Raw genomic sequence first — 14,755 nt, 5'->3', positions numbered from 1 at the left:
AGCCATGACGTCCGGCCCTGACGACGATGCAGCACCGGAGGATCGCGCTTCGCACGAGGCGCGGGCGCTCACGGGGCTCGTCGCCGCGCGGTACGGACTGGCTCTCCGCGAGCTCGTCCCGATCGAGGGTGGATGGGATCCCGCCGCATCGGTCTGGACGGGCCGGGATGCCGCCGGCGCCCAGTACGGGGTCAAGGTGACGACCCGCGACGTGACGTTCGGCCTGACCGTCGCCGGGTCGCTCGCGGGTGAGGGGGCGACGGGCATCGTGCACCCCCGGCCCACCCTGGACGGCGGTCTGTGGACCGTCGACGACGGACGCCTGATCACCGTCTTCGACTGGGTGGACGGCGTCGACGCGGTCGACCTGGGTCCGGACAGCGTCGACTGGCTCTCTCTCGGCCGGATGCTGCGCACCGTGCACGACCACCCCGCCCCTCCCGACGTGCGGCCCCACCGTCGTGGCATCCGTCGGGTCCGGAAGTCCCTGCGCGCGCTGGTCGGCGACGTCGACGTCGCGCTCCGGGACACCCCCGCCGCGCTGGCGGAGAGATGGGATGCCACCCGCCCGCGGCTGCTGCGACTCGTCGAGGCCGAGCGGGCGCTGAAGACCCTCCGCGCACCGTCCGTCCGCGTCACCACCCACGGCGACCCGCACCTGGGCAACGTCCTCCTCGATGCGGACGGCCGCCCCTGGCTGATCGACTTCGACGAGGCCTCCATCGCCCCGCGGGAGCTCGACCTGATGCTCGTCGAGCTCGGCGTGCTCTTCGACACCCCGCTCACCGACGCGCACCGCGCACTCTTCCGCGAGGGCTACGGCACCGACATCGTCGTCGACCGTCAGCGCATCGCCCGGTTCGGCTGCGTCCGGGCCGTCGAGGACGCCACCGCCGCGTTCCTCGCCGCGCTGGACCGCGCGGACCCCGCAGACCCAGCCCCTTCTCGCATGCTCGACGGCATCCTCGGCCCCCAGGGCCTCGTGACGCTCGTCGAGTCCGAACTCGATCGGCTGCCCCTCAGCCGCGAGTTCACCGACACGAAAGTTGACCGATGAAGACCACACGAATGCTGGGCTCCGCCGCCACGGTGGCGGCGGCCGCCCTCGCCCTGAGCGGTTGCGCCGGGTTCACCGGCGGCGGGAACGACACGACGGAAGGCACCCTGACCTTCACGACCTGGGCCAGCGAGTCCGAGCAGGCCGCCTTCGAGCAGCTCGTCGACGAGTTCGAGGCGCAGAACGACGGCGTCACCGTCGAGCTGAACGTCGTCCCCTACGACCAGATGTTCACGAACATCGACGCGCAGCTGTCGGCCGGCAGCGCGCCGGACGTCTTCCGCGTCGACTACGGCAACCTGGGCGTCTACTCCAGCCAGGACCAGCTGCTCGACATGAGCCCGTACGTCAGCGAGGACGAGATCGCGCAGTTCACGCCGGCCATGTGGGAGGCGATCTCCTACAACGGCACCCCGTACGGCGTCCCGCACCAGACCGACGTGTCGGCGCTGCTGGTCAACACCCAGCTGCTCGCGGACGCGGGCATCACCGACCTGCCCACCACGCAGGCCGACGCGTGGACCTGGGACGAGTTCGCCGAAGCGGCCGCGACGCTGAAGGCCTCCCTGCCCGCCGAGACCTATCCGTTCGTCTACAACTGGCAGCTCGGCGGCACGCCGCGCTGGTTGAGCTGGCTGTTCCAGGCCGACGGACGGCTCCTGGAGGAGGACGGGGTAACACCCGCGATCGACTCCGCCGCCGGTACCGAGGCGCTCGACTTCACCCGCTCGTTCTTCGAGAACGGCTGGGTGCCCCCGACCAGCTCGGTCAAGGGCGCCACCTACGCCGACGCGTTCTTCACGGAGGAGTCGGTCGCCATGGCGTTCGTCGGCTCGTTCGTCGTCCCCGACATCGAGAACCTCGCCGGGTTCGAGTGGACCGCCCTCCCGATGCCCGTCGACGAGCGCGGGGCGACCGACCTCGGCGGCAACGCCCTCGTCGCAACCAGCGGGACGGATCAGCCCGAGCTGGCGGCCGAGTTCCTGACGTTCATGGTCGAGGCGGACAACATGTCGGCGTTCTGCGCGGCCACGAACGAGCTGCCGACGCGGGTCGACATCGACCCCTCGTCGATCGACTTCGCCGTGCGGCCCGATGTCATGCCCGTGTTCGTCGAGCAGGCGGCGACGATCCAGCCGTCCGATGTCGAGCAGCTGACCTCGCCGTACCTCGCGCCGATCGCGGTCTCGATGCAGGACCAGCTCGAGGCGGCGTTCGTGAACGGGCAGAGCACCGCCGACACGCTGGCGAACCTCACCTCGGCGATCCGCCAGGCGACCGGCTCATGACAGTCGCGTCCGCCGGCGGCCGGTTCGGCGTCGCCCCGGCGACCCGGCCCCGGCGGGCGCGCGTCCGCGAGACGCTGACGGGGTACGGCTTCATCGCGCCGAACATGCTGTTGATGGGGCTGTTCCTCTTCGTCCCCATCGTCTTCGCGGTGCAGCTGTCGTTCACGCGCTTCCAGGGCTTCGGCGATCCGGAATTCGTCGGCCTCGCCAACTACTCCCGGATGGTCGCGGACCCGGTCTTCTGGCAGAGCCTCGGAAACACCCTCCTCTTCACCGCCATCACGGTGCCGGTGGAGTTGATCGGCGGCCTCGGCCTGGCGGTCCTCCTCAACTCGGTGCTGCCGGCGAAGGGCGTGTTCCGCACCATCATCGTGCTGCCGCTCGTCATCTCCGGCGTCGCGTCCGGCATGATCGCGGTCACGATCTTCAGCGAGGGCTCGGGCATCATCAACAAGACGCTGCAGGCGGTCGGACTGAGCCCGGTCGCCTGGCAGTCCGACGGGACGGCGGCCTTCGTGTCGGTGATGATCACCGCCATCTGGCTGCGCATCGGCTTCAACATGGTGATCTATCTGGCCGGGCTGCAGAGCGTCTCGCCCGAGCTGTACGAGGCGGCGCGACTCGACGGAGCGGGGCGGTGGCAGCTGTTCCGCCACATCACGACCCCGCTCGTCGGTCCGTCCACGTTCTTCCTGCTGATCATGAACGTCATCGCCTCGTTCCAGGTGTTCGACATCGTCTTCGTCATGACCGGCGGCGGCCCGGGCTTCTCGACCTCGGTGCTCGGCACGTACGCCTACCGGAACGGGTTCCAGATCCGCGAGCAGGGCTACGGCGCCGCCCTCGGCGTCGTGATCCTCCTCATCACCCTTCTCTTCACCTACATCCAGTGGCGCACGAGCCGTTCGCGCGACACCGTCGAGTGAGAGGCATCCATGACCTCCTCCACCCTCACCCAGATCGGCCCGGTCGGTCAGCCGCCCGCGCCGGTCGAGCCGGCGCCGCGGCGCCGCGGACGTCGAGACGGATCCCGGCTCGGCCTCGCCGTGCGGATCGCGCTGGCCGTCGTGGCCTCCGCCGTGGTGTTCTTCCCCCTCTATTGGATGCTCGTCATCGCGTTCTCCCCGCGCGGCGAGGTGTTCCGTCCGGGCGGGGTGCAGTTCTGGCCGAGTCAGCTCAGCACCGAGAACTTCGCCACGGTCTTCGCCCGGTTCCCCGTCGCGGAATGGTTCGTGAACTCCGTCGTCATCGGGGCGTTCGTCACCGTTCTGACCGTGACGGTGAACCTGCTCGCGGGGTATGCCTTCGCGCGCATACGCTTCGCCGGTCGCGGCATCCTGTTCATCCTCGCCCTCGCCACGATGATGATCCCCGTCCAGGCGATCATGGTGGCGCAGTTCCGCCTGGTCACCGGACTGCAGCTGGCCGGCACCTACTGGTCGGTCATCCTGCCGGGCGCCGCGGCCGCGTTCGGGCTCTTCCTGGCTCGGCAGTTCTTCCTCAGCATCCCGCAGGAGCTGATCGAGGCCGCCCGCATGGACGGCGCCGGCCATCTGCGCACGTTCGCGCAGATCGTCCTGCCGCTCAGCAAGCCGCTCATCGCCGTCCTCACCCTCCTGACGCTGCTCGGCAGCTGGAACGACTTCGCGTGGCCGCTCATCGCGTTGAAGGACCCGGCCCTGTTCACCCTGCCGATCGGCCTGCTCTACCTGAAGGGGCAGTCCACCCCCGATTACAGCGCCAGCATGGCGCTCGCGCTCATCTCGGTGATCCCGATGGTGGTGCTGTTCCTGCTCTTCCAGCGGTACTTCGTGCAGGGCTTCGCGCGCAGCGGCATCCGGTGATCCCGCCGCCGGCGGCGAGCGCACCACTGAACCGCTACCGATTCGAGCGAATACGTATAGCGGCCGGCCGCCGGACGTCGCTAGCTTTTCGGCGAGCGTCGTCCGGCACCGGCGGCGCTCCGCACCTCCTCATCCCGGTCCCCAATCCCGAGGGGGCGCCGTCGGCGGGGGTCCGAGATCCCGGATCCCCGCCGACCGTGTGCGCGCCGCGGTGGAACGCCACCTCGTCCGCGGTCGTTCCGGGCTCGGGATGCCGCCGGCGTCTCGTCGCGCACGACGTTCTCGCCCGATGGCAAGGGGCGACTCGCGGGGCCCGTGCGCGGTTGACTGAGCGCAGCAGCGGCATCCACGAGGAGGAGCACATGTCCGGTCACGACCACACCCGGCCGCGGGACATGCGTGCCGACCTCGAAGCGCGGCTGGACGCGGCCCGCGCCCTCGTCCAGAGCTCGCTGCACGGCATCCCGGACGAGACCCTCCGGAAGGAGCTCGTCCCCGGCCGCCCGTCCATGCTCGGGATCGCGCGGCACACCGCCTTCGTCGAGGCCGTGTGGTTCGGCGAGGCGATCACCGGCCGGCCACGGAAGGAGCTCGGCGTCCCGACCTCGACCGCGGCCTCGTGGAACGCCCGGAAGACCGACACCGCCGAGTCCGTGGCCCGGCTCTGCCGGGAGGTGCAGCAGCACGGGGACGAGAACCTGCGCGCTGTCCCCCTCGACGAGGTGGCGTCGTCCTCGCGCGAGATGACGACGCACGCGCTCCTGCTGCACGTGCTGGACGAGCTGTCGTGGAACACCGGGCAGCTCGACATGCTGCGGTCGATCGCCGTGCGCTGAGCGGCGACGCCGCGGCATCCGTCGGTCGCCGCGCGACGGGCGCCGTGCGCACCCCGGGACCCGGCGGGCGAGCCCGGCGCTCTCGGCTAGCATGCAGACGTGTCGTCCCGCCCGGGGCGCCGGAGCGGAGAAGGAGGACCCGTGCTGTCGGTCGTCCTCGCCCTCGCCTCGGCCGTCGCGTACGGGGCGAGCGACTTCTTCGGCGGTCTCGCCTCGCGACGGGTCGAGGCGCTGCGGGTCATCCTCGTCAGCTACCCGGTCTCGGCGGTCCTCATCCTCGTCGCGGCACCGTTCGTCGGGGGCGGCCTGTCGCTGCCGGCGCTGCTCTGGGGCAGCGCGTCCGGCGTGGCGACGGCGCTGGCCATCTGGTGGTTCTACATCGCCCTCGCCGAGGGGCCCATGAGCGTCGTGTCTCCCGTGACGGCGGTCCTGGTCGTCGTCATCCCGGTGATCGCGGGGGTGCTGTTCGGCGAGCGCCCGACTCCCCTGGCGTTCGGCGGGATCGCGCTGGCGGTCGTCGCGATCGCCCTGGTCAGCCGCGAGGGCACGCAGGCCCACGTCGAGGACGACGTGCGGCGGTTCACCGCCCGTGTCGCCCGCATCACCGTCGGGGCGGGCGTGCTCTTCGGCCTCAGCTTCGTCTTCACGCACCAGATGCCGGCGGACGGCGGACTGTGGCCCCTCGCCGTGGCCCGCATCGTCGCCGCTCTCGTCGTCATCGGGGTCGCGCTGCGACGGGGACACACCGAGATCATCCGCGGCAGCACGTTCCGGCTCGCCATCGCCATCGGCCTGCTCGACGTCGTCGCCAACGTGGCGATGCTCTACGCGTTCCAGACCGGTCTGTTGTCGCTCGCCAGCGTGGTCATCTCTCTCTACCCCGCGATCACCGTCGGCCTGGCGATCGGCGTGGTCCGCGAACGCGTCGTCGGCGTGCAGATCGTGGGCATGGTCCTCGCGGTCGCCGCGATCCTCGTCATCGCGCTCGCGGGCTGACGCTCGAGCCGCGGACGACGCGGGATGCAGCGGCGCGACCGAGCGTCCCTCAGACCCGGACGGTCGTTCGGGCCAGGATGCGGTCCAGCGACGAGGGCCGCAGCACCTCGTCGCTGACGATGTAGGCCAGCCCGATGACTCCGGCGTGCTCACCCAGCGTGGATCGCGCAATGGTGAGGTCACGGGTCACGAGCGGCGTCGCCCGCTGGTACACGCGTTCCCGGATCCCCGACATGAGGTTCTCATCGCACTCGGCCAGCATCCCGGACAGGGCGATCACGCGGGGATTCAGGATGCTGACGAGATCGGCGATCGCGTCGCCGACGACGCGGCCCGCCGCGCGAACCCGCCGCACCGTCTCGATGTCGCCGTTGCGGACGAGCTCGACGATGTCCCGGGCGCCGGCGGCGGGGATGCCGACCTCCCGCAGCTCCCGTTCGATTGCCCATCCGCCCGCATAGGCCTCGACGCAGTCGAAGCTGCCGCATCGGCACTCCCGCGGCTCCGGGTCGACGATCGTCGCCCGCGTGTGTCCGATGTCTCCCGCCGCCCCTTTGTCTCCGCGGATGATCTGGCCGTTGAAGACCAGGCCCGCCCCGATCCCGGTGCCGAGCTTGAGGGCGATGACGTTGTCCAGGCGGTGCACGCGCGCTTCGGCGACGGCACGGGCGTTGGCGTCGTTCTCGACCAGCACCGGTGCGTCGTAGTGCGGGGCGAACCACGCCGCGATGTCGAAGCGGTCCCACCCGGTCATGATGGGAGGGTTCACCACCCGGTGCGCCGCGAACTCGACGGGGCCGGGGACGCCGACGGCGATGCCCCAGACCTCGTCGCCGGTGTCGATCGCCCGGAAGGCCTCCAGGACGAGGGAGAGCACCGCCTCGGGGCCGCTCCACACGTCGATGGTGCGCTCGGCATCCGCCAGCGGTGCGCCGGAGAGATCGCACGCGGCCACCGTGAAGCCCGTCGCTCCGATGTCGGCGCACAGGATGACCGCGCGGCGTGCGGAGAAGTCGAAGCGGCTCGAGGGTCGGCCACCGGTCGACTCGCCACCCTCGACCGGGACGAGGAGGCCCGACGCGGTGAGCGTCGACAGCCGGTGGTTCACGGTGGTCCGCGACAAGCCGGAGAGGGCGATGACGTCCGTTCTGCTGAGCTGGCCGCGCTCGCGGAACAGGCTCAGAACGTCACTCTCATGCGACCCGCCGTCCATGTCTCCTCCTCGCGTCAGTGCCCTCAGCGTATCTTGCAGGGGGTTGAAAGGCTACCTACTTTTGTGTTGCTAAAACTCAAAAGCGGGTCTACATTGATGCCAACGGCACGCGGCAGTGCCTCCGATCACGAGGGACATTGATGTTCAGCACACACGCTCCGAAGCGTCGGCTTCTTCTCCTCGGCGCACCCGTCGCCGCGGTCGCACTCGCACTGGCCGGATGCTCGACGGGCACCGACGCCGGGGCCGGCGACGGCTCCAGCGCCGTGGCCGCCGTCATCAAGGGCTTGGACAACCCCTTCTTCCAGGCGATGGAGGACGGCATCGACAGCACGGCCGAGGCGGACGGCGTCGACGTCAGCGTGCAGGCTGCCGCCGACATCGGCGACACCACCGGGCAGGCGGACAAGCTCACCACCCTCGCGGGACAGAGCTTCGGCTGCTTCATCGTCAACCCGATCAGCGGCACGAACCTCGTGCAGGCGCTCGCGCCGGTGGCCGCAGCCGGCACGCCGATCGTCAACATCGACCAGCCGATCGACGCCGAGTCCGCCGAGGCGGCGGGCGTCACGCCGGCCACCTACATCGGCACCGACAACGAGGCGGCCGGAGGCAAGGCGGGCGACTTCGTGGTCGGAGCCGTCCCCGCGGGGTCCAAGGTCGCCGTCATCGGCGGCATCTCCGGCGACGTCACCAGCGCCGCCCGCGTCGACGGCTTCACCTCCGCCGTCGACGGCACGCTCGACATCGTGCAGGAGGATGCCGCGGACTGGAAGCGCGAGATCGCGCTCACCAAGGCGACCGACATCATCGCCGCCAACCCCGACATCGCCGCCTTCTTCGCCGCCAACGACGACATGGGCCTGGGCATCGTCAAGGCCGTCGAGAACGCCGGCAAGACCGGTCAGATCGTCGTGGTCAGCGTCGACGGCAACCAGGACGCGCTCGAGTCGGTCCAGTCCGGCGGACTCTCGGCCAAGGTCGCCCAGTACCCCTATGCCATCGGGACGCTCGGCGTGCAGGCCTGCCAGGTCGCCCTGCAGGGCGGCGACCTGCCGAAGAACATCGAGTCGCCCACCGCTCTGGTGACCGCGGACAACGCGGCGGACGCCATCGCGAAGTTCCCGCAGCCGTTCGAGGAGTTCGACAACCCCCTCGCCGAGCAGCTCGGCGAGTGACGTCCGGGAGCCCCGCGCGTCCGCGCGGGGCTCCTCCCTCCCCCCAGGTCATCTCTAGGAGAAACAGGTCTGCCGTGACCACGCCCCTCAAAACCACCACCCTCGACGTTCCGAAGAACGGCTTGCGCGGCGTCGCGAACGACGCCCGCAGCCTGAGCTTCTGGGCGGAGAACGCGGCCCCGGTCGGACTGGTCCTGCTGGTGATCGTCTTCGCCGCCCTCAGCCCGACCTTCCTCACCCTCGGCAACATCCAGGCGATGCTGATCGCCGCCGCGATCCTCATCATCCTGGCCGTGGCGCAGTCCTACGTGATCACGACGGGCGGCATCGACCTCTCCATCTCCGCGACGATGACACTCGGCGCGGTCGGCTTCGGCCTGGCCTTCCAAGCCGGGCTGGGCTTCTGGCTCGCCGCCCTGATCGCCGTGGTCACGTCCGGCGCCGTCGGGGTGGTCAACGGTCTCCTCATCGCCAAGGGCAAGGTCACCGACTTCATCGCCACGTTGGGGACGCTGTCCGTGGCCACCGGTCTCGCCCTCATCCTCACCTCCGGCGCTCCGATCTCGGTCACCAGCCCCGAGCTCATCCGCCTGACCACCGGCCGCGTGTGGATCCTCGGCTTCCCGTTCCTCATCGCCGCGGCCATCGCCGTCGTCTTCTGGTTCGTGATGTTCCGGACCCGGTTCGGTCTCCACGTCCAGGCGGTCGGCGGCAGCGAGGAGGCGGCCGTCGCCAACGGCGTGAGCGCGCAGCGCGTGCGCATCATGGTCTACGTGCTGGCCGGCATGCTCGCCGGGGTGGCATCCATCCTGCTCGTCGCCCGGATCGGTGCGGCGGAGCCCGCCATCAACACCGCTTACCTGCTGAACTCCATCGCTGCGGTCGTGCTCGGCGGCGTCGCGCTCACCGGTGGCCGCGGCAAGATCGTCGGGCCCGTACTCGGCGCCCTGCTGCTCACCGCCCTCACCAACGGACTCACCCTGCTCGGGGTCTCCCAGTTCTACCAGCCGCTCGCCGTGGGACTCGTCGTCGTCCTCGCGGCCCTTCTCACGAGGTTCCAGAAGAAATGACCACCGCCATCGGGAACGACGTCGTCTTCTCCGCCCAGAACATCACCAAGTCCTTCGGGGGCGTCCACGCCCTCCGCGGCGCCTCGATCACCATGCGTCGCGGCGAGGTCACCGCGCTCATCGGCGACAACGGCGCCGGCAAGTCCACCCTGGTGCGCTGCCTCTCCGGCATCCATCGTCCGGACTCCGGCACCATCACGCTGGACGGCCAGGAGGTGAGCTTCGACAGCCCGCTCGCCGCCCGCGAACGCGGCATCGAGACGGTGCAGCAGAACCTCGCGCTGGTCGAGGACCTGACCGTGTGGCAGAACTTCTTCCTCGGGCGCGAGAAGACCAAGGGCTTCGGCCCGTTCCGCATCCTGGACCGCTCGGCGATGCGCGCTACGGCCCAGGAGATGGTCTCGGATCTCGCCGTGAACGTCCCGCCCGTGACCAGCCGGGTCCGTCGACTCTCCGGTGGTCAGCGTCAGGCGGTGTCCATCGCGCGTGCCGCGGGGTGGGGCGGGTCCATCGTCATCATAGACGAGCCGACCGCCGCGCTGGGCGTGCAGGAGACGGCACGCGTCGAGGGCATCATCCGCAAGCTCAAGGAGCAGGGCGTCGCCGTCCTCCTCATCAGCCACAACTTCGATCAGGTGCTCCGCCTGTCCGACCACGTCTGGGTGATGCGCGGCGGTCTCGCCGTGGCCGAACGCCGTGCGGCCGAGACCGACGGGGACGAGCTGGTCGCGCTCATCACCGGCGCGAAGTCCGCGTGAGCGCGGGCCTTCCCCGTTTCGGGGTGCACGCCGGCCTCTGGGGGTTCGACTGGAATCCGGATGCCGCTGCCCGGACGATCGGCTCGGCGGCAGCCGCCGGATACGACTTCATCGAGATCCCCGCCGTCGACCGGAGCGTCCACCCTCCCGACGACACACGGCGAGCGCTGTCCGCGAATGGCCTCGACGCGGTGGTCTCGCTGGCGCTGTCCTTCGACGACGACATCACCTCGTCGGACCCGGCTGTCGCCGCGCGCGGTGAGCACCGCCTCGCCGAGGCGGTCGCCTTCGCGGCGGAGATCGGTGCGACCTTCGTGGGGGGAGTGGTCTTCTCGGCGATGGGCCGGTACCTGCGGCTCCCGACCGCCGCGGATCGCGACCGGTCGCTGGCCGCCCTGCGGCGGACCGCCACGCTCGCCGCCCGCGACGGGATCACCCTCGGCGTCGAGTACGTCAACAGGTACGAGTCGAACCTGCTGAACACCGCCGCGCAGACCGCGAGGTTCGTGCGCGAGATCGACCAGCCGAACGTCGTCGTCCACATGGACACCTTCCACGCCTCCGTCGAGGAGATCAGCCTCGGCGACGCCGTACGCGACGCCGGGCCGCTCCTCGGCTACATCCATGCGAGCGAGAGCCACCGCGGGCGCCTCGGGACGGGCACGATCGACTGGCGCCGCTTCGCCGATGATCTGCGCGCGGCGGGCTTCGCCGGTCCCGTCACGGTGGAGACGTTCTCGAGCGCCGTCGTGGGGACGGATGCCGCTGTCGACATCGGCCTCTGGCGCCCTCTCTGGGACGATCCGTCGGCCGTCGCCGCGGACTCCCTGCAGTTCCTCCGCGAGCAGTTCACCCCTGTCGCCGTCACCGTCTGACCCCCCGAAAGAAAGAACCGTCATGTCCCAGAACCCGCTCGGCGTCCACGCACTCGTCTTCGCCGGAGGCACCACGCCCGATGAGATGTCGCTCATCATCGACCAGACGGCGGCGGCCGGGTACGACATCCTCGAGCTGTCGCTGCACGACTCCCCCAACCTCGACGTCGCCGACGCGCGCGGCAAGCTCGAGGCCGCCGGCCTCGGCATCGTCTGCTCCCGCGGTCTGGCCTTCACAGCCGACGTGTCGAGCGACGACGCGGAGGTCGTGGCACGCGGCGCACGGCTGCTCCACGATTCGCTGCAGATCACGCACGATCTCGGCGGCACCCACTTCACCGGTGCGCTGTACAGCGCGCTCGGCAAGTACGGGCACGCGCTGAGCTCCGCCGGTCGCGCCAACGTCGTCGCCACGCTGAAGGACCTCGCGGTCGACGCGCAGGACAAGGGCATGACCCTCGGCCTGGAGATCTGCAACCGGTACGAGACCAACGTCATCAACACGGCGGCCGACGCGCTCCGCCTGGCTGACGACATCGGTCACGACAACGTCGTCATCCACCTGGACACCTACCACATGAACATCGAGGAGGACGACTTCTCCCGCCCCGTGCGCCTGGTGGGGGACCGTCTCGGGTACGTCCACATCGGAGAGAACCATCGGGGCTTCCTGGGCAGCGGTCACCTCGACTTCGCGTCGTTCTTCCATGCCCTCGCCGACATCGACTACACCGGACCTGTGACCTTCGAGTCCTTCTCGTCCGCCGTCGTGTCGCCGACGCTGTCGAACGATCTCGCCATCTGGCGGAACCTCTGGAACGACGGCCCCGCGCTCGCGCGTCACGCGCTGTCGTTCATGACGAACCAGATCGCGACCGCTCATGCCGTCTGACACGGTGGGGGCACCGGCACGCTCCGGTCCGGCTCCCGCGCAGCCGGCTCCGCCGTCCCCGCACGCCGGTCCGCCGCCCGCGGCGCTGGCCGAGCTGGCGCGTCGGGTGGCCGACGCGGCGGACCCGGGACTGCGCTATCTCCTCGGCATCGCCGGGAGCCCGGGCAGCGGCAAGACCACCCTCGCGCAGGCCCTGGTGGAGACGATCAACGCGGATGCGCCCGGGACGGCCGTGCACCTGCCGATGGACGGCTTCCACCTCGCCAACGCGACACTCGACCGGCTCGGCCTCCGCGACCGCAAGGGCGCGATCGAGACCTTCGACGGCTGGGGGTTCCTCGCCCTGCTCGACCGCGTCCGCGGCGAGCGCGATCACACGGTGTACGCGCCGAGCTTCCGGCGGGTCGTCGACGAGGGCGTGGCCGGCGAGATCGCGATCGACCCGGATGCCATCATCGTCGTCGTCGAAGGGAACTACCTGCTGGCGGACGTCGATCCGTGGGCGGGCGTCCGCGACCGCCTCGATGCCGCCTGGTTCTGCGCCACGTCGGCGGAGGAGCGCGAGGCGCGGCTCGTCGATCGGCACACTCGGCACGGGCGCTCCGTCGAGGCGGCGACGGCGTGGGCCCGCGACGTGGACGGCGCCAACGCCGTGCTCGTCGAGGCGTCCCGTTCCCGCGCGGATCTCGTCGTCTCGGGCGTGACCGGTCAGCCGCTGCCGGCCGCCCCGTCCGCCTGACGCCGAGTGTCGAAACGGCCGCCCCGCTCACGGGCGGCCGTTCTGGCATCTCCGATTGAACGGTGCGGCTCAGACCCGGCTACGCACCCGGGGGCTGTTCCAAACGCGTGGCTTGGGTCTGCGGACCGGGACCGGCTGCAAGACGTCCTCACCGGCGGCGCGGCGGTGCCGCCGCTCGATCGCCTGGCCTGCGTACCCTGCGGCGATGATGAGCGCGGCTCCCGCGAACCCGGCGGCGCCGATGGCCTCGCCGCCGATGAGCACACCCACGAGCACGGCCCAGACGGGCTCGGTGCCCATGAGGATGCTCGCCCGCGTCGCCGACGTCCGGCGGACCGCCCACAGCTGCACCACGAAGGCGAACACGGAGCACAGCAGTCCGAGGAAGAGCGCGTCGAGCCACCCGGATGCCGACAGTCCCGCGATCGCCGGGGGAAGGTCGGGGCCGGCCACCGCACACGAGGTCGCCGCGCAGACCACGAGCTGGACGAACACGACCGCCAGGGTGCTGTCCGACCGGCCACGGGACAAACGGGCGCTCGCAGTGACGTGGACCGCCCGCACTGCCGCCGCGGCCACCACGAGGGCGTCGCCGACCGTCGGCGTGCGCAGTCCCCCGCCCGACACGAGCAGGGCGACGCCGACGACGGAGACCACGGCAGCGACGAAGTACGACCGCGGCAGCCAGGACCGCGCGGCGAGACTCTCCAGCACCGGGGTGAAGATCAGCGCCAGGCTGATCAGCAGTCCCGCGTTCGTCGCGGACGTCAGGTGCACCCCCGCCGTCTCGAGCCCGATCACCGCAGCCTGCGAGCAGCCGAGGAGCGCCGCGATGGCGAGACCGCGACCGCGCGGCATCCGTTCCCTCCTCACGGCGCAGATCACGCCGAGGGCGACCGCTGCCACGATGAAGCGCAGGGCGACGGCGGGCGCGACGCCCATCTCGGTCGTGAGCTCCTTCGCGGCGAGGAAGCTCGCGCCCCAGACCGCAGCGACCGCGACGAGCAGGACATCGATGACGAGTTCGGGGGTGCGGCGGCTCACTCGTCCAGCATCGGATCCCCGTGACGGAAGAACAACGACGGCTTGCTTCACCGTCCCGTAAGTTCAGACTTATGGATGCCGCCCACCTCCGCGTTCTGCGCGAGCTCCGCGACCGCGGGAGCGTGGCCGCCGTCGCCGCGGCGATGCACGTGTCGGCCTCCGCCGTGTCGCAGCAGCTCGCGGTGCTGCAGAACCACTCGCCGGTCCCCCTCACCGAGCGGCGCGGCCGCGTGCTGGTGCTCACGCCCGCCGGGGAGGCTCTCGCCGATGCCGGCATGCGCGTCGACAAGGCGCTGACCGACGCGCGCGAGGCGGTCGGCGCGTTCCTCGACGACCACCGGCGACCGGTCCGGGTGTCCGCGTTCCACAGCGCGGGACTCTCGTTGTTCGGCCCGCTGCTTCGCGCCCTCGGCGATGCTCCCCCGCTGCAGCTGACGGATGCCGACGTCGCCCACCGCGACTTCCCCGGGCTGACCGCCGACCACGACATCGTGATCGCCCACCGCCTCGCGCACGACGAGCCCTGGCCGGCCGAGCGCGTCGTGGTGACGCCGCTGCTGACGGAGCCGCTGGACATCGCACTCCCGGCGGCGCACCCGCTCGCCGACCGCCCGCGCCTGCGCGCCGCGGACGTCGCGGACGAGAGCTGGGTGTCGGTGCACCGCGGGTTCCCCCTCGCCGGCGTCCTGGATCATCTCGCCGCCCACGTCGGTCGTCCTCTGCGCATCGCCCACCGGATCAACGAGTTTTCCGTGACGGCGGAGGTCGTGCGGGCGGGGTCCGCCGTCGCGATCATGCCCCGGATGACGGCCGCCTCTCTCGCGGTCGACGGCCTCGTCCTGCGGCCGCTCGACGACCTTCCCCTGGTGCGCCACGTCGACGCCCTCGCCCGTCCCGACGCGCTGGCCTACGCGTCCGTGCGCACGGTCCTGGCCGCGCTGCGCGATGTCGCCCGCTGACCAGC

Annotated in this window: 15 protein-coding genes; 13 read left to right on the top strand and 2 right to left on the bottom strand. The window is 70.9% G+C overall.

The features are described from left to right. The first annotated feature begins 4 nt into the window (after positions 1 to 4). The 6 genes from MRBLMI1_RS14140 (at position 5) to MRBLMI1_RS14115 (ending at position 6,022) form a co-directional block, all read left to right on the top strand. Positions 5 to 1,057 (top strand): phosphotransferase enzyme family protein, encoded by a 1,053-nt coding sequence (locus MRBLMI1_RS14140; RefSeq protein WP_367733903.1) that lies wholly within the window; start codon positions 5 to 7, stop codon positions 1,055 to 1,057. Further along, positions 1,054 to 2,346 carry an ABC transporter substrate-binding protein gene (locus MRBLMI1_RS14135; RefSeq protein ID WP_367733902.1) on the top strand — a complete coding sequence of 431 codons (1,293 nt, stop codon included), beginning with the start codon at positions 1,054 to 1,056 and terminating at the stop codon, positions 2,344 to 2,346. The genes MRBLMI1_RS14140 and MRBLMI1_RS14135 overlap by 4 nt, the downstream gene beginning before the upstream one ends. Then, entirely contained in the window at positions 2,343 to 3,272 is a 930-nt protein-coding gene (locus MRBLMI1_RS14130; RefSeq protein ID WP_367733901.1) for a carbohydrate ABC transporter permease, read from the top strand. Before MRBLMI1_RS14135 ends, MRBLMI1_RS14130 begins: the two co-directional genes overlap by 4 nt. 9 nt (positions 3,273 to 3,281) lie before the next feature. After that, complete coding sequence (locus tag MRBLMI1_RS14125; protein WP_367733900.1) at positions 3,282 to 4,190, top strand: carbohydrate ABC transporter permease; 909 nt, start codon at positions 3,282 to 3,284, stop codon at positions 4,188 to 4,190. A gap of 323 nt (positions 4,191 to 4,513) precedes the next feature. After that, complete coding sequence (locus MRBLMI1_RS14120; protein ID WP_367733899.1) at positions 4,514 to 5,026, top strand: DinB family protein; 513 nt, start codon at positions 4,514 to 4,516, stop codon at positions 5,024 to 5,026. A gap of 141 nt (positions 5,027 to 5,167) precedes the next feature. Then, the gene (locus tag MRBLMI1_RS14115; RefSeq protein WP_367733897.1) at positions 5,168 to 6,022 is read left to right on the top strand and encodes an EamA family transporter; all 855 of its coding nucleotides are present in this window, start codon (positions 5,168 to 5,170) and stop codon (positions 6,020 to 6,022) included. 49 nt (positions 6,023 to 6,071) lie between these two features. On the opposite strand, the gene MRBLMI1_RS14110 is transcribed toward MRBLMI1_RS14115, so the two are convergent. Beyond that, the gene (locus MRBLMI1_RS14110) at positions 6,072 to 7,235 is read right to left on the bottom strand and encodes an ROK family transcriptional regulator (protein ID WP_367733896.1); all 1,164 of its coding nucleotides are present in this window, start codon (positions 7,233 to 7,235) and stop codon (positions 6,072 to 6,074) included. A gap of 140 nt (positions 7,236 to 7,375) precedes the next feature. Between MRBLMI1_RS14110 and MRBLMI1_RS14105 the strand changes: the two genes are divergently transcribed. The 6 genes from MRBLMI1_RS14105 (at position 7,376) to MRBLMI1_RS14080 (ending at position 12,747) form a co-directional block, all read left to right on the top strand. Further along, positions 7,376 to 8,413 carry a substrate-binding domain-containing protein gene (locus tag MRBLMI1_RS14105; RefSeq protein WP_367733895.1) on the top strand — a complete coding sequence of 346 codons (1,038 nt, stop codon included), beginning with the start codon at positions 7,376 to 7,378 and terminating at the stop codon, positions 8,411 to 8,413. A 74-nt stretch (positions 8,414 to 8,487) separates the two neighbouring features. Further along, complete coding sequence (locus MRBLMI1_RS14100) at positions 8,488 to 9,483, top strand: ABC transporter permease (RefSeq protein ID WP_367733894.1); 996 nt, start codon at positions 8,488 to 8,490, stop codon at positions 9,481 to 9,483. After that, positions 9,480 to 10,241 carry an ATP-binding cassette domain-containing protein gene (locus MRBLMI1_RS14095; RefSeq protein ID WP_367733893.1) on the top strand — a complete coding sequence of 254 codons (762 nt, stop codon included), beginning with the start codon at positions 9,480 to 9,482 and terminating at the stop codon, positions 10,239 to 10,241. Before MRBLMI1_RS14100 ends, MRBLMI1_RS14095 begins: the two co-directional genes overlap by 4 nt. Then, positions 10,238 to 11,116, top strand: a complete 879-nt coding sequence (locus MRBLMI1_RS14090) for a sugar phosphate isomerase/epimerase family protein (RefSeq protein ID WP_367733891.1) — start codon at positions 10,238 to 10,240, stop codon at positions 11,114 to 11,116. The genes MRBLMI1_RS14095 and MRBLMI1_RS14090 overlap by 4 nt, the downstream gene beginning before the upstream one ends. A gap of 22 nt (positions 11,117 to 11,138) precedes the next feature. Continuing rightward, positions 11,139 to 12,008, top strand: coding sequence for a sugar phosphate isomerase/epimerase family protein (locus tag MRBLMI1_RS14085; protein ID WP_367733890.1), 870 nt, complete (start codon positions 11,139 to 11,141; stop codon positions 12,006 to 12,008). Then, a complete protein-coding gene (locus tag MRBLMI1_RS14080) occupies positions 11,998 to 12,747 on the top strand; it encodes a nucleoside/nucleotide kinase family protein (protein ID WP_367733889.1) in 750 nt (249 codons plus the stop codon). Before MRBLMI1_RS14085 ends, MRBLMI1_RS14080 begins: the two co-directional genes overlap by 11 nt. A gap of 69 nt (positions 12,748 to 12,816) precedes the next feature. Here the strand turns inward: MRBLMI1_RS14080 and MRBLMI1_RS14075 are convergent, their stop codons facing one another. Continuing rightward, on the bottom strand, positions 12,817 to 13,791 hold the full coding sequence (locus MRBLMI1_RS14075; RefSeq protein ID WP_367733888.1) for a DMT family transporter: 975 nt from the start codon (positions 13,789 to 13,791) through the stop codon (positions 12,817 to 12,819). Between the two features lie 71 nt (positions 13,792 to 13,862). Between MRBLMI1_RS14075 and MRBLMI1_RS14070 the strand changes: the two genes are divergently transcribed. Next, positions 13,863 to 14,750 carry a LysR family transcriptional regulator gene (locus tag MRBLMI1_RS14070; RefSeq protein WP_367733887.1) on the top strand — a complete coding sequence of 296 codons (888 nt, stop codon included), beginning with the start codon at positions 13,863 to 13,865 and terminating at the stop codon, positions 14,748 to 14,750. Positions 14,751 to 14,755 lie beyond the last annotated feature (5 nt).

The sequence above is a fragment of the Microbacterium sp. LMI1-1-1.1 genome (assembly GCF_040815675.1).
Classification (GTDB): Bacteria; Actinomycetota; Actinomycetes; order Actinomycetales; family Microbacteriaceae; genus Microbacterium.
Note: the sequence above shows the minus strand (reverse complement) of the source record. Positions and strands in the feature narration are given on the sequence as shown.